The sequence below is a fragment of the Janthinobacterium sp. Bl 1 genome (assembly GCF_058215535.1).
The window spans coordinates 753,342-776,640 of sequence record NZ_CM177086.1 but is presented as its reverse complement, the minus strand read 5'-3'; the positions used below and the strand labels follow the sequence as shown (position 1 = coordinate 776,640).

General features: G+C 62.2%; 21 protein-coding genes. 12 read left to right on the top strand and 9 right to left on the bottom strand.

Annotated features, from left to right (window positions below):
* Positions 1-111: 111 nt before the first annotated feature.
* The gene (locus tag AC4BCN_RS03440) at positions 112-681 is read left to right on the top strand and encodes a tetratricopeptide repeat protein (protein WP_490492576.1); all 570 of its coding nucleotides are present in this window, start codon (positions 112-114) and stop codon (positions 679-681) included.
* On the opposite strand, the gene AC4BCN_RS03435 is transcribed toward AC4BCN_RS03440, so the two are convergent.
* The 6 genes from AC4BCN_RS03435 to rpsL all read right to left on the bottom strand — a co-directional run bounded on the left by AC4BCN_RS03435 (position 678) and on the right by rpsL (position 6,657).
* On the bottom strand, positions 678-1,523 hold the full coding sequence (locus AC4BCN_RS03435; protein ID WP_485880414.1) for a DUF817 domain-containing protein: 846 nt from the start codon (positions 1,521-1,523) through the stop codon (positions 678-680). The two genes, AC4BCN_RS03440 and AC4BCN_RS03435, sit on opposite strands and share 4 nt — an antisense overlap.
* A gap of 153 nt (positions 1,524-1,676) precedes the next feature.
* The gene (rpsJ, locus tag AC4BCN_RS03430; RefSeq protein ID WP_010394389.1) at positions 1,677-1,994 is read right to left on the bottom strand and encodes a 30S ribosomal protein S10; all 318 of its coding nucleotides are present in this window, start codon (positions 1,992-1,994) and stop codon (positions 1,677-1,679) included.
* Between the two features lie 179 nt (positions 1,995-2,173).
* Entirely contained in the window at positions 2,174-3,364 is a 1,191-nt protein-coding gene (gene tuf / locus AC4BCN_RS03425) for an elongation factor Tu (RefSeq protein ID WP_034753125.1), read from the bottom strand.
* A gap of 72 nt (positions 3,365-3,436) precedes the next feature.
* Positions 3,437-5,542 carry an elongation factor G gene (gene fusA, locus AC4BCN_RS03420; protein ID WP_034753184.1) on the bottom strand — a complete coding sequence of 702 codons (2,106 nt, stop codon included), beginning with the start codon at positions 5,540-5,542 and terminating at the stop codon, positions 3,437-3,439.
* A 108-nt stretch (positions 5,543-5,650) separates the two neighbouring features.
* Entirely contained in the window at positions 5,651-6,121 is a 471-nt protein-coding gene (gene rpsG, locus AC4BCN_RS03415; protein WP_010394377.1) for a 30S ribosomal protein S7, read from the bottom strand.
* Positions 6,122-6,273: 152 nt separating this feature from the next.
* Positions 6,274-6,657, bottom strand: a complete 384-nt coding sequence (rpsL, locus tag AC4BCN_RS03410) for a 30S ribosomal protein S12 (protein ID WP_010394376.1) — start codon at positions 6,655-6,657, stop codon at positions 6,274-6,276.
* A 433-nt stretch (positions 6,658-7,090) separates the two neighbouring features.
* Here rpsL and AC4BCN_RS03405 point away from each other — a divergent pair, with 433 nt between their 5' ends.
* On the top strand, positions 7,091-9,016 hold the full coding sequence (locus AC4BCN_RS03405; RefSeq protein WP_490492575.1) for a phosphoethanolamine transferase: 1,926 nt from the start codon (positions 7,091-7,093) through the stop codon (positions 9,014-9,016).
* 9 nt (positions 9,017-9,025) lie between these two features.
* Here AC4BCN_RS03405 and AC4BCN_RS03400 read toward each other — a convergent pair whose 3' ends face one another.
* Positions 9,026-10,699 (bottom strand): MutS-related protein, encoded by a 1,674-nt coding sequence (locus AC4BCN_RS03400; protein WP_490492574.1) that lies wholly within the window; start codon positions 10,697-10,699, stop codon positions 9,026-9,028.
* A gap of 157 nt (positions 10,700-10,856) precedes the next feature.
* Between AC4BCN_RS03400 and AC4BCN_RS03395 the strand changes: the two genes are divergently transcribed.
* The 8 genes from AC4BCN_RS03395 (at position 10,857) to AC4BCN_RS03360 (ending at position 19,785) form a co-directional block, all read left to right on the top strand.
* A complete protein-coding gene (locus tag AC4BCN_RS03395; protein WP_490492573.1) occupies positions 10,857-12,122 on the top strand; it encodes an efflux RND transporter periplasmic adaptor subunit in 1,266 nt (421 codons plus the stop codon).
* A 34-nt stretch (positions 12,123-12,156) separates the two neighbouring features.
* Entirely contained in the window at positions 12,157-12,873 is a 717-nt protein-coding gene (locus tag AC4BCN_RS03390) for an ABC transporter ATP-binding protein (RefSeq protein ID WP_139091465.1), read from the top strand.
* A gap of 9 nt (positions 12,874-12,882) precedes the next feature.
* On the top strand, positions 12,883-14,205 hold the full coding sequence (locus AC4BCN_RS03385; protein WP_490492572.1) for an ABC transporter permease: 1,323 nt from the start codon (positions 12,883-12,885) through the stop codon (positions 14,203-14,205).
* A gap of 28 nt (positions 14,206-14,233) precedes the next feature.
* The gene (locus AC4BCN_RS03380; protein ID WP_490492571.1) at positions 14,234-15,472 is read left to right on the top strand and encodes an ABC transporter permease; all 1,239 of its coding nucleotides are present in this window, start codon (positions 14,234-14,236) and stop codon (positions 15,470-15,472) included.
* A 28-nt stretch (positions 15,473-15,500) separates the two neighbouring features.
* Positions 15,501-16,853, top strand: coding sequence for a sigma-54-dependent transcriptional regulator (locus tag AC4BCN_RS03375; RefSeq protein ID WP_490492570.1), 1,353 nt, complete (start codon positions 15,501-15,503; stop codon positions 16,851-16,853).
* On the top strand, positions 16,853-18,184 hold the full coding sequence (locus tag AC4BCN_RS03370) for a sensor histidine kinase (protein WP_490492569.1): 1,332 nt from the start codon (positions 16,853-16,855) through the stop codon (positions 18,182-18,184). Before AC4BCN_RS03375 ends, AC4BCN_RS03370 begins: the two co-directional genes overlap by 1 nt.
* 237 nt (positions 18,185-18,421) lie before the next feature.
* Entirely contained in the window at positions 18,422-18,946 is a 525-nt protein-coding gene (locus tag AC4BCN_RS03365; RefSeq protein WP_490492568.1) for an FxDxF family PEP-CTERM protein, read from the top strand.
* A 59-nt stretch (positions 18,947-19,005) separates the two neighbouring features.
* Positions 19,006-19,785: a spermine/spermidine synthase domain-containing protein gene (locus AC4BCN_RS03360; RefSeq protein WP_490492567.1), complete on the top strand. Its 780-nt coding sequence runs from the start codon at positions 19,006-19,008 to the stop codon at positions 19,783-19,785.
* A gap of 10 nt (positions 19,786-19,795) precedes the next feature.
* Here the strand turns inward: AC4BCN_RS03360 and pdxR are convergent, their stop codons facing one another.
* A complete protein-coding gene (gene pdxR / locus AC4BCN_RS03355; RefSeq protein WP_485880434.1) occupies positions 19,796-21,283 on the bottom strand; it encodes a MocR-like pyridoxine biosynthesis transcription factor PdxR in 1,488 nt (495 codons plus the stop codon).
* Positions 21,284-21,392: 109 nt separating this feature from the next.
* Between pdxR and AC4BCN_RS03350 the strand changes: the two genes are divergently transcribed.
* Together AC4BCN_RS03350 and AC4BCN_RS03345 are read left to right on the top strand one after the other, a co-directional pair.
* Positions 21,393-22,049, top strand: a complete 657-nt coding sequence (locus AC4BCN_RS03350; protein ID WP_128141061.1) for a pyridoxamine 5'-phosphate oxidase family protein — start codon at positions 21,393-21,395, stop codon at positions 22,047-22,049.
* An 88-nt stretch (positions 22,050-22,137) separates the two neighbouring features.
* Entirely contained in the window at positions 22,138-22,965 is an 828-nt protein-coding gene (locus AC4BCN_RS03345) for a class I SAM-dependent methyltransferase (RefSeq protein ID WP_490492566.1), read from the top strand.
* A 60-nt stretch (positions 22,966-23,025) separates the two neighbouring features.
* On the opposite strand, the gene AC4BCN_RS03340 is transcribed toward AC4BCN_RS03345, so the two are convergent.
* Positions 23,026-23,220 (bottom strand): hypothetical protein, encoded by a 195-nt coding sequence (locus AC4BCN_RS03340; protein WP_139091458.1) that lies wholly within the window; start codon positions 23,218-23,220, stop codon positions 23,026-23,028.
* Positions 23,221-23,299: the final 79 nt, after the last annotated feature.

The window sequence follows — 23,299 nt, the reverse complement described above, 5'->3', positions numbered from 1 at the left end:
CGTCAATTGTGCGGGCTGGCGAAAAGCCACCCTACCCCAAAAAACTTAGAGTATATTTATTACGGCATGACTCCACCGATACACTGTGTTTGACACCCGTCCGAGGAGACTATGAAGACCCATACCATCAGCCTGCTATGCGCTGTCAGCCTGCTGGTCGCCTGCGCGGCGCCAGCGACACTCACCACCTCCAATGAACAGCAGGACGCCTGCAACGCGGCCGAACTCAAAGGCCAGTTTGGCGAAGCGGAACTGGCGTGTGTACAGGCACTGCGCAGCGCCGAGCAGGCTGGCGCCAGCGCGGACATCCTCTCACAGCGCCAGTACAACCTGGGCCGCATCAAGCGCTTGCAGGGCAAGAATGCCGAAGCGGAGCAACTGTACCGCCAAGCCCTGGCCACGGAAGAAGCGGCGCAGCCGCGCAGCGATGCGCGCGTCGGACGCCGCATGGTGGAGCTGGCGTCGGCCCTGGCCGCGCAAGGCAAGTGGCAGGAAGGCACGGGCTATCTGGAACGCGTGCTGCCGTTGCTGCCGAAGCTGTCGCCCGCCTCGCGCACCTATTCGGCGGAAGTGCTGCGCCAATACGCGAAGCAACTGCAAGGCGGCCCGCAAGCGGCGCTGGGGGCGCGCTTCGACGTGGTGGCGGCCAGCCTGCAAAAGCAATCCCGGGGCCCGGCCTAAGGCTGGGCGACGTGGATGCTGGCCTTGATGTGCTTGAGGTGTGCAACGATGGTGAAGGTCATGACCACCAGCAGCGACCATGAACTCCATTTGCTGACGTGCACCGCCGACCAGGCGCCAAGCTGGTTCGGATAGCGCCACACGCCCCAGAAGGTGCTGATGTTTTCGGCCAGCCAGATGAAGAAGCCGACCAGCACGAAACCGAGCAGCAAGGGCATGCTGCGGTCGCGGTCGAGCGGGCGGAAGACCACGGTCGTGCGCGCATACAGGCCCAGCGCACAGGCGGCCAGATACCAGCGATAGTCGCCGATGTAGTGGTGAGTAAAGAAGTTGGCGTAGATCAGCAGCGCGATCAGCACCGCCATCCAGTACGGTGGATGGTGGCGGATCCGCATGTCGAGCAGGCGCCAGGTCTGGATGATGTAGCTGCCGACAGCCGCATACATGAAGCCGGAAAACAGGGGCACGCCGAACACCTTGGTGTAGGCGAAGTCGGGATAGCTCCACGACTGGATCGTCCCCGACACCTTGAACACCTCCAGCGCGAAGCCGACCGCATGAAACAGGCAGATGGCTTTCAATTCATCCCACGTCTCGAGCCCGCTCCAGACCATCGCTCCCTGGATCGCCAGCGCTACCAGCAGCAGCACGTCATAACGCGGCAGGCCGAACAGGCCGGCGCGCGGCACCAGGAAGACGGCAGCAAAAAACAGCCCCACGAACAGGCACGACCTCGCCTCCTTGATACCGAAATACAAAAATTCGGTCAGGAAGCGCGGCCAGCCGCGCAGGCGCTGACGGGGAGTGGCATTTAACAGATGGGTATCGAGGGCGTTAAGCATGCAGCGACTTTATCGGCCAGCCGCGGCACTGTAAAGCGATTTTGCAGAGGTGCGCGGGCACCAATAGCAATGGGGCCGGGCGCACTCACGATCGTGAGCAGGCCCGGCCCCATCATCAGGCAGCGGGATACCCCGCCGGCCTTTTAAAAACGATTATTGCAGTTTGATTTCGACATCAACACCAGCTGGCAGGTCCAGCTTCATCAGCGCGTCAACGGTTTTGTCCGTTGGGTCAACGATGTCCATCAGGCGTTGGTGCGTACGGATCTCGAACTGATCGCGCGAAGTTTTGTTGACGTGCGGGGAACGCAGCACATCGAAACGTTGAATACGGGTAGGCAGTGGTACTGGGCCTTTGACGACAGCGCCGGTGCGCTTCGCGGTTTCAACGATTTCCAGAGCGGACTGGTCGATCAGTTTGTAATCGAAAGCCTTCAGGCGGATACGGATTTTTTGGTTTGGTGCCGACATGATATTTCCTTAAAAGAACGAACCGCGCGGTTTGCACGGCAATGAGGTCATACGGGAATTTCTGACGCAACAACCGTCAGGGTCGACATGATAGCACCAAAATGCTTGCCAACCCCGGCAGTTGAATAAAAAGAAGGGCGCCGGGCGACGACGCGTCTTCTTTTATGCAGGCTTAAGAATTAAGCCAGGATTTTTGCAACAACACCAGCACCGACGGTACGACCGCCTTCACGGATAGCGAAGCGCAGACCTTCTTCCATCGCGATCGGGTTGATCAGCTTGACGGTGATCGACACGTTATCGCCTGGCATAACCATTTCTTTGTCTGCTGGCAACTCGATCGAACCGGTTACGTCCGTCGTGCGGAAGTAGAACTGTGGACGATAGTTGTTGAAGAATGGCGTATGACGGCCGCCTTCGTCTTTCGACAGAACATAGATCTCGCCGGTGAAGTGTGCATGCGGCTTGATCGAGCCTGGCTTGGCCAGAACTTGACCACGTTGCACATCTTCACGCTTGGTGCCGCGCAGCAGCAGACCAACGTTGTCGCCAGCTTGACCTTGGTCCAGCAGCTTGCGGAACATTTCCACGCCGGTGCAAGTCGTTTTGACGGTATCGGTGATACCGACGATTTCGATCTCTTCGCCGACTTTGACAATGCCGCGCTCGATACGACCGGTCACAACGGTACCGCGACCCGAGATCGAGAACACGTCTTCCACTGGCATCAGGAATGCACCGTCAACAGCGCGCTCTGGCGTTGGGATGTAAGCATCCAGCGCATCGGCCAGACGCAACACTGCGTCAACGCCCATTTCGCCTTCTTTGCCTTCCAGCGCCATACGTGCCGAACCTTTGATGATAGGCAGGTCGTCGCCTGGGAATTCGTACTTCGACAACAGCTCGCGCACTTCCATTTCAACCAGTTCCAGCAGCTCTGCGTCGTCGACCAGGTCGCACTTGTTCAGGAACACGATGATGTATGGAACGCCAACTTGGCGGGCCAGCAGGATGTGTTCGCGGGTCTGTGGCATTGGGCCGTCAGCTGCGGAGCACACCAGGATCGCGCCGTCCATCTGGGCTGCACCGGTAATCATGTTTTTGATGTAATCGGCGTGGCCTGGGCAGTCAACGTGCGCGTAGTGACGCGTTTCCGTTTCGTACTCGACGTGGGCGGTGTTAATCGTGATACCGCGCGCTTTTTCTTCTGGTGCTGCATCGATCTGGTCGTATGCTTTAGCTTCGCCGCCGAATTTCTTCGACAGAACCGTTGCGATTGCAGCGGTCAGCGTGGTTTTACCGTGGTCGACGTGGCCGATGGTGCCGACGTTGACGTGCGGCTTGGTCCGTTCGAATTTACCTTTTGCCATTTTATTCTTCCTTAGAACAATGATTTAAATGTAGGGACCGGCATTCTCGTAAAAGCCGGCCCGGAACTTCTATTACTTAGCTTTCGAGCTTACGATTGCTTCAGTCACATGCTTAGGTGCTTCAGCATAGTGCTTGAATTCCATCGTGTAAGTCGCACGACCTTGGGTCGACGAACGCAACGATGTGGCGTAACCGAACATTTCCGACAGCGGTACTTCGGCCTTGATGATCTTGCCGCCACCGCCAGCAATTTCATCCATACCTTGCACCATGCCGCGACGCGACGACAGATCGCCCATCACGGTACCGGCGTAGTCTTCCGGCGTTTCCACTTCCACGGCCATCATCGGCTCCAGGATGACTGGCGATGCTTTGCGGCAGCCATCTTTGAATGCCATCGAAGCGGCCATGCGGAATGCATTTTCGTTCGAGTCAACATCATGGTACGAACCGAAGAACAGCGTGACTTTCACGTCAACGACTGGGTAACCAGCCATCACGCCCGAAGTCAGCGTGTCGCGCACACCTTTTTCAACTGCAGGGATGTATTCGCGAGGAACGGTACCGCCCTTGATCGCGTCAACGAATTCGAAGCCCTTGCCCGGTTCTTGCGGTTCGATCTTCAGAACCACGTGACCGTATTGACCACGACCACCCGATTGCTTGACGAATTTGCCTTCCGACTCTTCGCACACTTTACGGATCGTTTCGCGGTAAGCCACTTGTGGCTTGCCGACGGTCGCTTCAACGTTGAATTCGCGCTTCATGCGGTCAACGATGATGTCCAGATGCAACTCGCCCATACCGGCGATGATGGTCTGGCCCGATTCTTCATCGGTACGCACGCGGAACGATGGATCTTCTGCAGCCAGGCGGTTCAGCGCCAGGCCCATTTTTTCCTGGTCGGCCTTGGTTTTTGGCTCGACTGCCTGCGAAATCACTGGCTCAGGGAAGACCATGCGTTCCAGAACGACGCTGGCTTTTTCGTCGCAAAGCGTATCGCCGGTGGTGGTGTCTTTCAGACCCACAACGGCGGCGATGTCGCCAGCGCGCATTTCCTTGATTTCTTCGCGTTCGTTCGCTTGCATCTGCACGATACGGCCGATACGCTCTTTCTTCTGCTTCACGGAGTTCAACACCGAGTCGCCCGAATTCAGGGTACCCGAGTAGCAACGGATGAAGCACAACTGACCGACGAACGGATCGGTTGCGATCTTGAACGCCAATGCCGAGAATTTCTCATTGTCGTCAGCTGCGCGCTCGACTGGCTGCTCGTCCTCGTCCAGACCTGGTACAGGTGGAATGTCGATTGGCGATGGCAGGTACTCGATGACCGCGTCCAACATGGCTTGTACGCCCTTGTTTTTAAAGGCGGTACCGCACAACATTGGAACGATTTCGCTGGCGATGGTACGCTGACGCAGAGCAGCCTTGATCTCTTCTTCCGAGAGGTCGCCTTCTTCCAGGTACTTGTTCATCAGGTCTTCCGACGCTTCAGCAGCGGCTTCAACCATGTTTTCGCGCCACTTGGCAGCATCAGCGGCCAGGTGTGCAGGAATGTCGCCGTATTCGAACTTCATGCCTTGCGAAGCGTCGTCCCAGATAACCGCTTTCATCTTGACCAGATCGATAACACCGGTGAAGACGTCTTCAGCGCCGATAGGCATCTGAATAGGCACTGGGTTGGCTTTCAGACGCGAACGCATCTGATCGTAGACCTTGAAGAAGTTGGCGCCGGTACGGTCCATCTTGTTCACGAAGGCCAGACGTGGCACTTTGTACTTGTTAGCCTGACGCCATACCGTTTCCGATTGTGGCTGCACGCCGCCGACTGCACAGTAAACCATGCAGGCGCCATCCAACACGCGCATCGAACGTTCCACTTCAATGGTGAAGTCAACGTGGCCTGGCGTGTCGATGATGTTGATGTGGTGAGCTGGGAAGTTGTTTGCCATGCCTTTCCAGAAGCACGTAACAGCAGCCGAGGTAATCGTGATACCGCGCTCTTGCTCTTGTGCCATCCAGTCGGTGGTGGCAGCGCCATCATGGACTTCGCCCAGCTTGTGGTTCACGCCTGTGTAGAACAGGACGCGCTCGGTCGTGGTCGTCTTACCTGCATCGATGTGAGCGGAGATACCGATATTACGATAGCGCTCAATGGGGGTCTTGCGGGCCATAATTAATCCTAAATGAATGGACAAAACCGAGCAGCATTTTTTTGCAAAAATGAGCCCGGCCTCGAACAACAGATGCTTGACAGCCGCCTTGCGGTAGCTGGCTTTATATTAGAAGCGGAAATGCGAGAACGCTTTGTTCGCTTCAGCCATACGATGGACTTCGTCGCGTTTTTTCATCGCGCCGCCGCGGCTTTCAGCCGCTTCCATCAGCTCACCGCCGAGGCGTTGTGGCATCGATTTTTCGCTGCGCTTGTTAGCAGCTTCACGCAACCAACGCATGGACAGAGCCATACGACGGACTGGGCGAACTTCGACCGGCACCTGGTAGTTTGCACCACCGACGCGACGGGATTTCACCTCAACCAGCGGCTTGGCGTTGTTGATTGCGGTAGCAAAAACTTCGAGCGGATCTTTGCCCGATTTTGCTGCGATGTGCTCGAAAGCACCGTAGATGATGTTTTCTGCAACCGATTTCTTACCGGACAGCATCAGCACGTTTACAAATTTAGCGACATCAGTGTTGCCGAATTTTGGATCTGGCAAAATTTCGCGCTTGGGTACTTCACGACGACGTGGCATATCAATTCCTTTCAATCTTCAGTTGAGCGCGCGTTCTTCGCACACTCGCGGACGACCATCATAGTCTTCCACTTACTCGACCAGATGCGGTCGACTACATTCACTTAGCTAGTTGCCACTGAGCGAAACTTGGGTTTGCTGCGTACAACTTATTACTTCTTGCCAGCTTTAGCGCGCTTGGTACCGTACTTCGAACGCGATTGCTTACGGTCTTTAACGCCTTGGGTATCCAGAGCACCGCGAACCATGTGGTAACGCACACCCGGCAAATCCTTGACGCGGCCGCCGCGCAACAGCACAACACTATGCTCTTGCAGGTTATGGCCTTCACCGCCAATGTACGAAATAACTTCGAAACCATTGGTCAGGCGAACTTTAGCGACTTTACGCAGAGCCGAGTTAGGCTTCTTTGGAGTCGTGGTGTAAACACGTGTGCAGACGCCACGTTTTTGCGGGCTGTTTTCCAGCGCCGGCGATTTGCTCTTCACGGTCAAAGCGACGCGTGGATTGCGAATCAATTGATTGATGGTTGGCATCGTTATAAATCCAACAAAAAACTACGATTAATAACCCGGGCAAGATGCCCGGCGACTAAAACCTCGTCCCGCTTTCATCTACTGCGCACCGGAGGCGCCCGCAGCCACTCGATCAGGAGCGGCCATGAAATGCCAAGTAATGCGTAAACGATGAGCAGAATAAAATCGAGAACTCGCTAGTTTAGACCTTGTGCCACAGGGGGTCAATCGGTTTACCGCTTTTTGCTATAAAAAAAGGCAAAAATGGCAGGCGTTTGTGGCATTTTGACTAATCTTTGGCAACGATGCGCGGATGCCGGCCTGCGTAAACGATGAATGATTTGGCATTCTTTCCCTACGGCCAAGCATCTGCCGTGCACATTCTTGTGTGACCGCAAGACAACAAAAGGATTGATAATAGCGGACATTTTTCGCTGCCCTCCCGCCCTCCTTTATGCGCTCCTTGCTTCGCCCCGCCAATCTGATCCTGCTCCTGACGTATGCCTCGCTGACGGCCGTGCCCTTCATCCCCGCGCTGCTGGGGCGTGCGCTCGAGCATCCGTGGCAGATGCTCACGTTCGAGCTGCTGGCCTGGCTGGCCGTCTGGAGCATCTTCAAGCGCCCCGCCTACTTCCACTGGCTGCTGGTGCCCGCCTTCCTGGCCTTGCCGACGGAAATCTACCTGTTCATCTTTTATGGCCAAGGCATTTCCACGCACCACCTGGGCATCATCTTCGAAACCAGCCCCAAGGAAGCGATGGAATTCCTCGGGCAAAAAGTATGGCTGATGGGCGCCGTCATGCTGGGCGTGATCACCTGGTGCGCCCTGAGCTGGTATGCGGCCACGCGCACGCGCGACCTCGACTGGCGCGGCAAGACGCGCCCGGCCGCCTTCGTGCTGCTGATCCTGCTGGGCGGCTTCTGGTGGTATGGCTACGAATTCGGTTTCGAGGCCAAGACCGTGCACAGCGCCGCCGCGTCCGCCAAGGCAAGCAAGCCGGCGGCCAGCGCCAAGCCGGGTGCTTCCGGCTTCGGCGACGCCAGCTCGGCCGACGATGAAACGGAAGAGGAAGACGAGGAAAGCAGCAAGCCGGAAAACGCCAGCATCGCCGGCGCCGATGAAACGGGCCTGGGCTGGCCCAGCCTGCCCCACTGGGCGCGCCTGCCCTACGCCTTCGACACCGTCAGCAATTCCTGGCCCTTCGGCCTGACCGCGCGCGGCTTCGATTTCTACAAGGAACGCAAGTACCTGGCCGAGCTGGGACAGAAAAGCAGCAGCTTCCGTTTCGGCGCGCACCAGCAACAGCCCGATACCAGCCCGGAAGTGGTGGTCATGGTGATCGGCGAATCGTCGCGCTACGACCGCTGGAGCCTGAACGGCTACGAACGCGACACCAATCCCCTGCTGAAACAGGAAAGCAACCTGGTGCCGCTGGCCGACGTCATCACGGCCGTATCCGCCACGCGCCTGTCCGTGCCCGTCATCATCTCGCGCAAGCCGGCCACGCAAAGCCTCAAGGATGGCTTCTCGGAAAAATCCTTCCTGACCGCCTACAAGGAAGCGGGCTTCAAGACTTACTGGCTGTCGAACCAGATTTCGTTCGGCCAGTTCGACACGCCCGTGTCCGTCTTTGCCAAGGAAGCGGACGTGGTGCAATTTCTGAACCTGGGCGGCTTTACCAACAGTTCGAACTTCGACCAGATCCTGTTCGATCCGTTCAAGAACGCACTGGCCGACCCGGCGCCGAAAAAACTCATCGTGCTGCACACGCTGGGCAGCCACTGGAACTACAGCCAGCGCTATCCGAAATCGTTCGACAAGTGGCAGCCGTCGCTGTTCGGCGTCGACAAGCCCGTCTACACGGACACGGCCATCAAGCCGCAGCTGAACAACAGCTACGACAGCTCCATCCTGTACACGGACTGGTTCCTGTCGAACGTGATCGGCATGCTGAAAGACGATGGCCAGCGCACCGCCCTGCGCAGCTCGCTCGTCTATGTGGCCGATCACGGCCAGACCCTGTACGACGGCACCTGCCGCCTGGCCTTCCATGGCCACAACACGCAGTTCGAATTCCACGTGCCCGCCTTCGTCTGGTATTCGCCGCAATTCAAGCAGCACTATCCGGACAAGGTAACGCAGCTGCGGCGCCATCAGAAAGCACGCCTGTCGACGGAAAACATGTTTCATACGCTGCTCGACCTGGGCGACATCCGCTTCGCCGGCGAACAGCCCGAATGGAGCATCGCCAGCGCCCGCTTCAAGCAGCACAAGCGCTACGTCGACAGCTACGGCTGGACCAATTACGACAACGCCATCATCCGCGGCGATTGCCGCGAAGTGATCGACAAGAGCACGCCGGAAAAGCAGGACAAGTAAGGGCGGCCATCACGCCCGTTCCAGCACGCCGCCGCAATCGGCCGGCTGCGCCATGTGCATGCTGAGCCAGTCAAACACGCGCCCCGCCTTGTCCGCGATACCGGCGTCAAAACCGCGCTGCGCCAGCAGCGCGATGCCATTCGTGGCCTGCAGCACGCCGGGCGCCAGCAGCAGCGCGCCCCCGTCATCGCGGCGCACGCACCACGGCGCCAGACAGTCTTCCAGCAGCGGCCCCAATACCAGGTTGTGCGACGAGACGATCACCAGGTGATCTGCGGCCAGGCTGTGCAGCACGGCGGCGGCCGCCGCCACCGACTCGAGGTGGTTGGTGCCGCGGAAAATCTCGTCGATCAGGAACAGGGCTGGCGCGCCCTCTTCGGCCAATGCCAGCAATTCGCGCGCGCGCCGCAATTCGGCGATATACAGACTTTCGCCGCCATCGAGCGAATCCTCGTTCTGCATGCTCGCATACAGCGGCAGGCGCGGCACATCGGCCGCCTGCGCATGACAGAAGCCAAAGGCCCGTGCGCAGACCAGGTTCAAGCCTATGCAGCGCAGCAAGGTGCTCTTGCCGATACCGTTCTGGCCTGAGATGAAACCGCCGCTTCCCTCACGCTCGAACGACAGCGGCGCGGCGTTCTCCAGCAAGGGATGCCGCATGCCCTCAAACGCCAGCTGCCGCGCGGCGGCTTGCTCCGCCCAGCAAAACACGGCGCCGCCACGCAACTGCCGCGCCAGCGCCAGATCCGCCTCCAGGTCGGCCAGCAGCAGGAAACTCTGGCGCAAGAAGGCGCGTTCGCGTTGCACCACACGCAGGCTGTGAAAGTAGCGGCGGATATTGCCCAGCATGAGCCAGTCGTCATATTCGCTCAGTAAAGGGACCATCTTAATCCAGCGCACTGGCGTGATCTGGCGGTTGATCACGCCCGCAGCCCGCCCGCCTTCTCGCAGCTCCGCCGTGAGCGCGGTATCGAGCGCGCCCAGGCGGCCATGCACCAGCAGTATCTGCTGCAAGGTAAACACGCTGCGCTCCCACGGTTTGCAACGGTCGTGTAAGCGCATCTGCAACGCCATCAGCAAGAGCCAGACGGGCACCGCGACGGCCCATGCCAGCGGCGCAAACAGCCACGCGGCCAGCAGCGACGCCAACAGCGCCAGCGTCGGCAGCAGCAGCCAGCGGCTCCACCACGGCGGTGCTGGCAGCGGTGCGCCGCACAACAGCGCCGCCACTTCCATGTCCGCCGTGCGCAGCGGCTGCATCGCTTGCTCGATCACCGCCTGCTGTGCCGGCGCGGCCAGCAAGGCCGCGATGCGCACCTGCGAGACGGCGCCGGCCGCACCGCTTGCCAGGCGCTGATGCAATCGCTGCTGGCCAAGAATGCTGGTCTGCGTGGCCAGTCGCGCATGATAGTCGTCGAGCAGCATTTCATCCCACGTCTGGCGATCAAGCTGGGGCGAACCACCGTCGAGCCGCTGCAGCATGGCGATGTCGCTGGCGGCAAATGGATAATCGAGTTCCGGCGGCTCAGGCAGGCTGGCAAACTGGCGCAGCCAGGGACGCAGGCGGGCAAACAGGGAGGGAGAAGGCGACATCATGCTCCAAAGAAGGGGACCGGCATGGCGCCGCGCGCCATCACTGCCTGGGTCGCAGATCAGGTCGATTGCCAGAATATCAAGATCCATGCGCAAACGCCGCGATATTACCGCGCGCGCGGACACCGCTTGGACAGCGCGGACACGGCGGACAGCCGGACGCCAGAATTTTTCCCGATTCAAATCAATGACTTAATAACTGGCATGGATCGTGCATTGTAAAAGGTATCCTTCACGAGACATGACCATGATCCGCGATACTTCCTCCCAAGACGCCGTACTGACCGCCCCGCCGGGCCAGCGCCACAAGCGACGCGCCCTGCTGCTGGCCGGCGCCGTCATCGTCATCGGCGGCGCCATCGCTGCCGTTGCCGGCTGGCGCAACAGCGAGCATTCCGTCAACAGCAGCCGCCTGCGCATCGCCGATGTCACGCGCGGCACCCTGATACGTGACGCCGCCGTCACGGGCCGCATCGTCGCTGCCATCAGCCCGACCCTGTATTCGACCACGGTGGCCACCGTCACGCTGAAAGCGAAGGCGGGCGACACGGTGAAAAAGGGCGACATCCTGGCCGTGCTGGAGTCGCCGGACCTGTCCGACGCGCTCAAGCGCGAACAATCGAGCGTGCAGCAGCTGGAGGCGGAAGTGGCGCGCCAGCAGATCCTGGCCAAGAAGCAGAAACTGCTGGCGCGGCGCGAAGCCGACACGGCGGAAATCGACCGCCTGTCCGCGCAGCGCACGCTCGAACGCTATGAAAGCGTGGCGCAGGTGGGCATCATCGCCAAGATCGATTACCAGAAGGCCAAGGACGCCTTGAATTCGGCCGATATCCGCAGCAAGCACGCTTCGCAGGCCGCAGGCCTGGAAAGCGAAGATGTGACCCTGGCCCTCAAGACCAGGGTCAACGAACTCGAACGCCAGCGCCTGAGCCGCGACAACGCCCAGCGCCGGGTCGACGAGCTGACCGTGCGCGCGCCCGTCAACGGCTTCATCGGCACCCTGTCGGTGGCCAACCGCAGCGTGGTGCAAGCCAATACGGCCCTGATGACCCTGGTCGACCTGTCGCAGCTGGAAGTCGAGCTGGAAGTACCGGAAACGTATGTGGCCGACATCGGCCTGGGCATGCGCGCCGAGATCGAAACGGGCATCATCAAGGCCACCGGCAAGCTGTCGGCGCTGTCGCCCGAAGTGGTGAAAAACCAGGTGCTGGCGCGCGTGCGTTTCGACGGCGAGCAGCCGGCCGGCCTGCGCCAGAACCAGCGCGTGGCGGCGCGCCTGCTGATCGATGAAAAACCGAATGTGCTGATGCTGGCGCGCGGCTCCTTCGTCGAAGCGGAAGGCGGCCGTTTCGCCTACGTCGTGCGCGACGGCGTGGCGATGCGCACGCCGATCAAGCTGGGAGCGACCAGCGTCTCGGCCGTGGAAATTATCGACGGCTTGAAGCTGGGCGACAAGGTGGTCGTCGCCGGTACGGAAAACTTCGAGAACGCGGCCCGCGTCTCCCTCAACTGACACATCATTCAACTTATACCCTGAGAGGCCCTCCATGCTGCGCATGCAAAACCTGAGCAAAGTCTACCGCACCCACATGATCGAAACCCACGCCCTGCGCGGCTTCGACATCCATGTGCAACAAGGTGAATTCGTCACCGTCACGGGGCCGTCCGGCTCGGGCAAGACGAGCTTTCTGAACATCGCCGGCCTGCTCGAGGAATTCACGGACGGCGAATACATCCTCGACGGCGTCAACGTCAGGGGCATGGACGACAATGCCCGCTCGCGCCTGCGCAATGAAAAGCTCGGCTTCATCTTCCAGGGTTTCAACCTGATTCCCGACCTGTCGCTGTTCGACAACGTCGACGTGCCGCTGCGCTACCGGGGCTTCAACCGCGCCGAACGCAAGGAGCGCATCGAGGAGGCGCTGGCCAAGGTCGGCCTGGCGTCGCGCATGAAACACTATCCGGCCGAACTGTCGGGCGGACAGCAGCAGCGCGTGGCGATCGCGCGCGCGCTGGCCGGCTCGCCCAAGCTGCTGCTGGCCGATGAACCGACGGGCAACCTGGACACGCAGATGGCGCGCGGCGTGATGGAACTGCTGGAAGACATCAACGCGCAAGGCACCACCATCCTGATGGTCACCCACGATCCGGAACTGGCGCTGCGCAGCCAGCGCAACGTGCACATCATCGACGGCCAGGTGTCGGACCTGGTGCAGCACCGCGCCACGCTGTCGGCCAAGCCGCAGCACGCGGCGACGGCGTAAGGAGAGCCCATGTTCCGCTACTATTTCACCTTGGGCTTGCGCAGCCTGCGCCGCAACCGCGCCCTGACCGCGCTGATGGTGCTGACCCTGGCCGTGGGCGTGGCCGCCAGCGTGTCCACCGTCACCATCCTGCACGCCATGTCGGGCGATCCGCTGCCGCACAAGAGCGACCGCATGTTCGTGCCGATGATCGACATCCTGCCCGTCAAAGGTTACGTGCCCGGCGACAAGCCCGGCTTCTCGCAAGCACAGATGAGCTATATCGACGCGCGCAATTTCATGGCCAGCAAGGTAGGCGTGCGTCGCACCGTGATGTACGGCGTGGCCGGTCCGGTCGAGCCAGCGCGCAAGGATATCGGTTCCTTCCAGGCCCAGGGCCTGGCGCCCACACGCGACTTTTTTCACATGTTCGAGCCGCCATTCCTGTACGGCCAGCCGTGGAGCGAAGCCGATGACGCCAGTGGCGCGGACGTGATCGTCCTGAGCCGCGCGCTGTCCGAAAAGCTCGTCGGCAGCAGCAATCCGGTCGGCCAGCGCGTCACGGTACTGGGCCGGCCCTACATGGTGACGGGCGTGCTGGCCACCTGGGACGTGGTGCCACGCCCGCACCGCATCATCGGCAGCAAGGGCGCTTTCGGCGCGGAAGACGAATTCTTCATCCCGTTTGCCAGCGCGATTCGCCACGAGACGGAACACGACGGCGGCATGAGCTGCAATGGCGAGCAGACCGCCCCTGGCTTCCAGGGCCGGCTCGGCTCCGGCTGCACCTGGCTGCAGTTCTGGTTCGAAATGGCCGGCAGCGGCGAGCGTGGCCAGCTGCAGCAATACCTGGATGCGTATGCGGGCGAGCAGCGCAAGCTGGGACGCATGATGCGCAATGCTCCCAACAAGCTGTACGACCTGAACGAATGGATGGCCCATCTGAAGGTGGTCGACAACGACAACAAACTGGCGGCCTGGCTGGCGTTCGGCTTTCTGTTGCTGTGCCTGGTCAACACCATCGGCCTGCTGTTGGCGAAGTTTTCCGTGCGCGCCAGCGAAGTGGGCATCCGCCGCGCGCTGGGCGCCACACGGCGCGACATCTTCCGCCAGTTCCTGATCGAAAGCGGCGTGATCGGCCTGGCTGGCGGCGTACTGGGCTTGCTGCTGGCGTTTGGCGCGCTGGCCGTGGTCAGCAAGCAGTCGGAGGAACTGGGCACCGTCGCGCACATGGATGTACCTATGCTGCTGCTGACGTTTGCCATGTCGGTGCTGGCGGCCCTGCTGGCCGGCCTGTTGCCCACCTGGCGCGCCTGCCAGGTGACACCGGCGATCCAGCTCAAGTCCCAATGAACACCACTTATTCACTATGAGGTCCAGCATGGAAATCCGTCCCATCCTGTCGGCGCTGATGCGCAGCAAAACCGGCGCCATCCTGGTGGCCGTGCAGATCGCGATCAGCCTGGCCATCCTGGCCAATGCCCTGCACATCGTCAACCTGCGCCAGGCCGTCGCCGCGCGGCCCACCGGCGTGGCCGCTGAAAACGACATTTTTTATGTCCATATCCAGAACATGGACCGCGGCAGCCATGAGCGCCAGCTGTCCGAGCAGAAGCGCCAGGCGGCCCTGCTGCGCGCCTTGCCGGGCGTGCTGTCGGTGGCGCAAACGTCGCAGGCGGTGCTGTCGCGCTCCGGCAACTCCACCAGCGTGTCGGCCAAGCGCAGCCAGGTCACGCCCAGCGCCACTATCTCGACCTACGTCACCCCCGATGCCCTGGTCAAGACCTATGGCTTGAAGCTGGTGGAAGGACGCGACTTCCTGCCTGAGGAGGTACCCGAGATCGATGAAGATGTCGATGACAGCTACCCCAAGGTGGCCATCTTGACGCGCGCGGCGGCGCAAAAAATCTGGCCCGGCGAAACCAGCTTTGTCGGCAAGACGCTGTACATGGGTACGGGCGCCGACGATCCCGAGCTGCGCGTGGTCGGCATCGTCGAGCGGCTGCAGACGCAGGGGGCGCAGGTCAGGCCGCAAGGCGAATATTCTATCGTGATGCCAGCGCGCCTGACGGGCGGGCGCGATTCGTTGCTGTATGCGGTGCGCGCCGAGCCAGGCCAGCGCGACCGCCTGATCAAGGAGGCGGAACAGGCCATCCGCAGCGCCACCAGCGACCGCCTGCTGGTACGCACCGATACGCTGGAAAAGCACCGCACGTCACGCTACCGGGCCGACCGCGGCCTGTCCTGGATGCTGATCGCCGTGTCGACCCTGCTGCTGCTAGTGACGGCCAGCGGTATCGTCGGCATCGCCAGCCTGTGGGTGACGCAGCGCCGCAAACAGATCGGAGTACGCCGTGCACTCGGTGCGCGCCGCATCGACATCCTGCGCTACTTCCTGACCGAGAATTTCATGATCACCAGCTTCGGCGTGGCGTGCGGCGTGCTGCTGGGATTGGGCTTGAACCAACTGCTGGTCAGCCAGCTGGAAATGGCGCGCCTGCCGCCCGCCTATCTGCTGGCCGGCGCGCTCGTGTTCTGGCTGCTGGGTGTGGGCGCCGTGTACGGCCCGGCATGGCGCGCGGCCAGCATTTCGCCGGCCACTGCCACCCGCAGTACCTGAGCCGGCACCTGAGTGATATGCTGCGCGCATGCCTACCGTACTGATTATTGACGACAATGCCGCCGTGGCCATCGCGCTGGACGTGCTGTTCTCGCTGCACGAGATCGACGCCGTGCGCGCGGCCTCGCCCGAGGAGGGCTTGCAGCTGCTCGAGCGCCACGCCATCGACCTGGTGGTGCAGGACATGAACTTCACGGCCGACACCACGTCGGGCGAGGAAGGCGGCGCGCTGTTCCACGCGATCCGCGCACGCTACCCGGATCTGCCCGTGATCCTGCTGACGGCATGGACCCAGCTCGACGCGGCCGTCGACCTGATCAAGTCCGGCGCGGCCGACTACCTGGCCAAGCCATGGGATGACCGGCGCCTGATCGCCAGCGTGCAGAACCTGCTGGAGCTGGGACAAGCCAACCGCGCGCTGCGCCAGCGCGTGGTGGCCGAACAGCGCCAGCGACATGCCCTGGAACACGACTTCGACCTGCGCGGCATGGTGTGGCAAGACCCGGCCACGGAACGAGTCGTGCACCTGGCGTGCCAGGTGGCGCGCGCCGACGTGCCCGTGCTCATCTCGGGGCCGAACGGCAGCGGCAAGGAACGCATCGCCGCCATCGTGCAAGCCAATTCCCAGGTCGCCAGCGGCCCCTTCGTCGTGCTCAATTGCGGCGCCGTGCCCGTGGAGCTGATCGAGGCGGAACTGTTCGGCGCGGAAGCGGGCGCCTACACGGGCATCACGCGCGCGCGCGACGGCAAGTTCGACGCGGCCGACGGCGGCACCCTGTTCCTCGACGAGATCGGCAACCTGCCGCTGGCCGGACAAATGAAACTGCTGCGCGTGCTCGAAACGGGACGCTTCGAGCGCCTCGGCTCGAACCGCGAGCGGCAAGTGAAAGTGCGCGTCATCAGCGCCAGCAACGCCGACCTGCCGGCGATGATCAAGGCCGGCACGTTTCGCGAAGACCTGTTCTACCGCCTGAACGTAATCGAATTGCGACTGCCGCCGCTGGCCCAGCGACCGCTGGACATCCTGGTACTGGCGCGGCATTTCCTGGGCAGCGAAAAGACGCTGGATGCGCAGGCGCAGGCGACCTTGCTGGCGCACGGCTGGCCGGGCAATGTGCGCGAACTGAAAAACGTCATGCAGCGTGCCAGCCTGCTGACGGCCGGCCCCGTGATCGGGGCGCTGGAGACGGGCTTGCCGCTGGCCGGTGTGGCATCGCCGCGCGCGCCACAGGATGCCGCCGCGACGGAACCGGACCGCGACAGCGTCACGGCCGCTCTTGCGCGCGCACACGGCGTGGTGGCGCAGGCGGCGCAGGAACTGGGGCTGTCGCGCCAGGCCCTGTACCGGCGCATGGAACGCCTGGGCATCGCGCGCGGCTGATGGCCTACCGCCCCACGCGCCTCTCCCTGCTCACGCGCTGGACGGCGCTGATCGTCACCCTGCTGGTGCTGGGCATCAGCATCGCCCTGCTGCTCGCGCATTTTTTGCCGGGCCAGCCGCTGCTGGTGCTGGCCGGTACCCTGCTGTGCGTGCTGCCGGTGGCCATCATTACCATCCGCGCCCAGCTGCAATCGATGCTGTCGCTGTTTCGCGCCTTGAGCGGCACGGTGACAAGCTACCAGGACGGCGACTTCGGCTTCAGCCTGCGCTGGCCGCAGGACGATGAGCTGGCCGACCTGGTGGCGGCCCACAATGCGCTGGGCGACGTGCTGCGCAAGCAGCGCCTGGACCTGGTGCAGCGCGAACTGCTGCTCGACACCATGGTGCAAAACACGCCGGTGGCCATGCTGCTGGTGGCCGAGGGCAGCGCCATCGTCTACGCCAACCTGGCCGCGCGCCAGCTGCTGCACCAGGGACGCCGGCTCGAAGGGCATCACCTGGCCGACATCGTGCAGCAGGCGGCGCCGGCACTGGCCGAAGCGCTGGCACGCCGCAACGACGGCTTGTTTACCAGCGGCGAGGGGGAACAGGAAGAGGTGTATCACCTGGCGCGGCGCAGTTTCAGCCTGAACGGGCGCAAGCACGAACTGCTGCTGTTGCGCCAGCTGACCCTGGAACTGCGCCGGCAGGAAGTGCAGACCTGGAAAAAAGTCATCCGCGTCATCAGCCATGAACTCAACAACTCGCTGGCGCCACTGGCCTCGCTGGCCCATTCCGGCGCCGAGCTGGTGCGCCGCGGCCAGACGGAGCGCCTGCCGCAAATCCTCGCCACCATCGAAGAACGCACGCGTCACCTGGAAACCTTCATCCTCGGCTATGCGCGCTTTGCCAAGTTGCCAGCACCGCGCCTGGCGCCATGCGAATGGCGCCTCTTCCTCGACAGCCTGGCCTCGCAAGCGGCCTTCACGCTCGACGCCCCGCCGCCCGCGCAAGCGGCCTTGTTCGATGCGGCGCAAATGCAGCAAGCGCTGCTGAACCTGCTCAAGAATGCGCTGGAATCGGGCTCGCGGGAAGAGCATATCGGCCTGCACGTCAGCCAGGCGCATGGCCAGCTGCGCATCGAAGTGCGCGACCGCGGGCCGGGCATGAGCGGCGCCGTGCTGGAAAACGCGCTGGTGCCGTTTTATTCCACCAAGCGCAGCGGCACGGGGCTGGGCCTGGCCCTGGCGCGCGAAATCGCCGAAGCCCATGGCGGACGCATCACCCTGGCCAACCGCGAGGGCGGCGGCCTGGCGGTGACCTTGATTCTTCCCTTGCTGGACAGAAATTAGTTCCCAGCGTAACGATTTTTAAATCACACTATCCGCTATTATTTTCAGTGCAATATTGTTAATTATGGTTTTTAATATTGAATTCACTGACGTCCCATGCCCGTGTGTTAGAAATAAGCTATTTGAGTTTGCATAATGATATTGAAATAACTAATTGACAACGTGATGCCCCAGCGATAATTTATCAGCGCGGTACGGTTTTTTTGAAACATCAATCGTCTTTTCGCGGGGATCAACATGAAATTAAAATCACTCATCGCAGTGGCAGTACTGAGCGCTGCTTCCATCGGTAGCGCCAACGCTACCGCCTACACCGTCAACCTCGTTAACACCACCGGCAATCTGTGGACAAGCGGCTTCAGCGCCGTGCCCAGCCCGCTCGGCGACTTCACCGATACCTTCACGTTCACACCGAACGCGACCTTCGGTTCCACCGCGCAAGCCTTCCTGGCTAACCTCTCCGTCACGGGTTCGGACAGTTCCTCCATCAGCTTCACCAGCGCCGACCTGAACGGCATTGGACTGACCGGCTTTGGCGGCCCCACCGTCTTTGGCTATGCCCAGGGTGAGATACTGGCGCCWACGACCCTCCTGTTCAATGGCCCGCTGGTCCTCACCGTCATCGGCAACACCAAAGGCGGCAGCTATGGCGGCGTCTTCAACCTGAACCTGGCTCCCGTTCCTGAACCGGAAACCTATGGCATGCTGCTGGCCGGCCTGGGCATACTCGGCTTCCTGGCGCGGCGCCGCAAACAATCTTGAGCGCTCCCCCCAAAAGACGCCACGGCGTCTTTTTCTTTGGCGGCTGCTAAACTGGCGCCATGACGACCGACTTTACCTCCACCAGCCACACCGCTTTCAGCCACCCGGGCCACCCGCCCGCCACCACCACCGAACACCGCGGCATCCGCTACCTGCACCTGGGCACCAAGTGGGTGCAGGGCGCCATGCGCCTCAACAAACCCGATGCCATCGAGCTCGAATACGTGCAGATGATGATGATGTGGATGCTGTTCAAGACGCAGCCCAGACGCATCGTGCAGCTGGGCCTGGGCAGCGCCGCGCTGACCAAGTTCAGCTACCGCCGCTTCCCCGACGCCTCGGTCACGGCCATTGAACTCAATCCGAACGTGATCGCCATCTGCGGCGCCCAGTTCGCGCTGCCGCCGAACGACGCACGCCTCGACGTGCGCGAAATGAATGCGCTCGACTTCGTGCTCGACCCGGCCAACCATGGCACCGTCGACGCGCTGCAGGTGGACCTGTACGATGAAGATGCGCGCGGCCCCGTGCTCGACACACCCGAGTTCTACCAGGCATGCTTCGACTGCCTGACGGACGACGGCATCATGTGTACGAATGTCTTCGGCGACTTCCCCAACTACGACAAGAATTTGCAGGCGATGGAACTGGTTTTCGACGCCGTCGTCTGGGTGCCGGAAATGGAAGATGAAAACATCGTCGTGCTGGCCTTCAAAAAATCGCCATCGCTCGACTTCAGCGATTTATACGAACGCGCCGCCACCATCAAGAAGCAGTTCAACCTGCCCGCCAAGAACTGGGTCAACGGCTTGAAACAGTGGATGCTGGATCAGCAGTAAGGTAACCTCATCACGCTGGCAGCACTGCGCCCAGACGGCGCGCCAGGCCATCCATGTTCTCGGCCGGCACCTGCGCATAACCGAGCAAAAAACCGTTCCAGCCTGGCTCTTCTCCCGTCCCCTCGCCCGTGCCATGCGCGGACAGCGCCAGCGCCACGATGCCGTCCTGCGCGGCGCGGCGGCTCAGCGCCAGATCGTCCCATGCGCGATCGTGAAAACGCAGCGCCAGGTGCATGCCGGCCGTGCCGCCATGGATGGCCGCGCCCCCACACGCATGGCGCTGCAGTGCCTCGCTCAAGGCGTCGCGGCGCTGGCGGTACAGGCGGCGCATGCGGCGCACGTGGCGCGCAAACAGGCCGCTGCGCAGGAACTCGGCCAGCGCCAGCTGTTCGGCCACGCGGCCCCGCGCGGCGCCCTGCGCCTGCATCTGCGCGAAGGCTCCGGCCAGCGCGGCCGGCACGACGATAAAAGCCAGGCGCAAGGCGGGGAACATGGTCTTGCTGAAGGTGCCCAGATATACGATGGGCGCGTCGGCCACCAGTCCCTGCATGGCCGCCAGTGGCGGCCCGCCATGGCGAAATTCGCTGTCGTAATCGTCTTCGATGATCAGGGCGCCAGCGGCGCGCGCGCGTTCGAGCAGCGCCATGCGGCGCGCGGGACTAAGTACGCTGCCCGTCGGATACTGGTGCGACGGCGTCGTGTAGATCAGGCGCGGCGGCGTATCGCGCCAGTCCTCGTCCGTCGGCGCGATGCCATCGATGTCGACGGCGATACCCGTCACCTGCAAGCCGGCGCCACGGCCCGCCGCCAGCGCGCCGCCATAGCCGGGATGCTCGATCCACAAGCTATCGCCCTGGTCGGCAAAGGCGCGCAGGCAGACATCGAGGCTGCTCTGCGTGCCGTCCGTGATGAACACCTGGCCCGCATCGCAGACGACGCCGCGCGCGGCGCGCAAATGCTCCGCGATGGCCATGCGTAGCTGCGGCTCGCCGGCCGGGTCGCCGTAATTGAGCTGGCGCGGCGTCAGCGCGCGCCACGCGCGGTCCAGCATGCGCCTCCACTGCGCCAGCGGAAATTCGTCGAGCGCAGGCACGCCAGGCGCAAACGCGCCCATGGCATCGGCGGGAAATACCACCGCCGCGCTGGCATCCTGCCCCGCCACGCCGCGCAAACGCCGGGCGCGGCGCGACAAGCCGTCATTGCTGCCTGCAGCAGCAGGTGCCGCTTCCGGCACGCCAACGCTGCCGGCGACGACGGTGCCGCGCCGGTCCGGCAAGACAAACCCTTCGCTGGCCAATTGCTCGTAGGCGTACAGCACGGTATTGCGCGCCAGTCCCAGTTCGGCCGCCAGCACGCGCGTGGCGGCCAGGCGCGTTCCCGGCGCCAGCTGGCCGCCGCGGATTGCCGCGCGCAGGCATTCATGCAGCAGGCGCTGGCGCGGCCAGCCCCGCTCACGGTGCGTGCGCTCGAATGCGTTCAGCAGCAAAGCAAAATCCATGTGGCTCCCTCAACTGTGGCTCTAAATTATTTCTCACTTCTGGATCTTTTTTCAGAGCCAGATGCCGATTATAGTGCGGCCTTCCTCTTCAACCAACGGGACTTTCACCATGACCGCTACCGCCCTGCCTCCCAGCCCCCGTACCCGCGTGCGCCGCGTCGCCGAACTGGCCAGCTACGAGCAAGCCGCTCTGTACGCCATCCTCGACGCCGCCTACCTGTGCCATATCGCCTTCCACGACGACAAAGGCAGCCATTGCATCCCGACCGCCTGCTGGCGCATCGATGGCCACTTGTACATCCATGGCTCGAACGGCAGCCGCATGCTCAAGCTCTTGCAAGATAGCGACGTATGCGTGACAGTCACCCATCTCGATGGCCTGGTACTGGCGCGCTCCGCCTTCAACCACACGATGAACTACCGTTCGGCGATGGTGTACGGGCGGTTTGAAAAAGTCAGCGATATCGGCCAGCAACATGCGGCAATGGACGCGCTGATGGAAAAGCTGATGCCGGGACGCCTGGCGCACGTGCGCGGCGGCAACACCAAGGAATATGCGGCTACCACCGTGCTGCGCATCGCGCTCGACGAATACGCCGTCAAGCAGCGCAAGGGCGGCCCGCTCGACGACGCTGGCGACATGGCGCATGCCGTCTGGACGGGCGAACTGCCGTTTACGCACGGCCGTGGCGCGGCCATCGCCGATGCGCTCAACACCAGCGACATGCCCGCATATGCCGCCGCATGGGGGACGGAATCCGCTTGACCGGCCAGCGTGCTTGGCCGATGATCGGCGTTGATGGCGATCGCCACCAAGATAGCAACCGATCCAATCACGCATGGAGCAAATGATGATGAAGCGAGTATCCCTGGCCGCGGCCCTGACGGTCATGCTGGCCTGTGGCGGCAGCGGCGCGGCGCTGGCCGCCGATGCGGGCGACGCGGCCTTGAAGGCGGCCATCGCCGGCAGTGCGCGCACGCCGGCCAATGTGCTGCGCGACAGCGCCCGCCACCCGTATGAAACGCTGACGTTCTTCGGCATCAAGCCGACAATGACGGTGGTGGAGCTGGCGCCCGGCGGCGGCTGGTACACGGAGATCCTGGCGCCCTACCTGCGCGACAACGGCAAGCTGATTGCCGCCGGCAACGACCCGCAGTCGAGCAGCGAAGGCGCACGCCGTGGCGCGGCGCGCTTCCAGCAAAAACTTGACGCCAATCCCACCGCCTTCGGCAAGGTGGACATCGGCGCCTTCGCGCCGCCCACCACCTACCGCATCGCGCCCAAGGGCACGGCGGACATGGTGCTCACCTTCCGCAATATCCACAACTGGATACCGATCGGCGAAGCGGGCATGCAGACCCTGTTCAAGGAAGTGTATGACAGCCTGAAACCGGGCGGCGTATTCGGCGTCGTCGAGCACCGCCTGCCGGCGAACAAGGCGCAGGACGCCACGGCCAGCAGCGGCTACATGCACGAAGCGTATGTGATCAAGCTGGCCGAAAGCGCGGGTTTCAAACTGGCGGCCAAGTCGGAGATCAACGCCAATCCGAAAGACACGGCCGACCACCAGGGCGGCGTCTGGGCGCTGCCGCCCACCTACGCCAACAAGGACGTGGACCGGGCCAAATACACGGCCATCGGCGAGAGCGACCGCATGACCTTGAAGTTCGTCAAGCCCTAGAAAAGAAAACGGCGGCGCGCCACTCCGGCGCGCCGCCCGATCCCGGACTGGAATACCGCCTTACAGGTGGATGCCGTACACGCCGCACAGGCGATTGACCAGGGTGCAGGAGTTGGCGTCGCCGTCCACCACGCAGGCGGTGTAGGCTTCCTCGCAGGTTTCACGGGTTGGCAGGGCATACGCGGCAGAACTGATGGCGCCGGCAAAACCGACGGCGGCACAAAAGACAAATACGGCTTTTTTCACATTGATCATTTTTATCCCATTCCCCAAAGTTGAGTCGTTATAAAAAACACTGGAAGACAAAGACGTCAGCCGCCAGAAACCGTCTCTC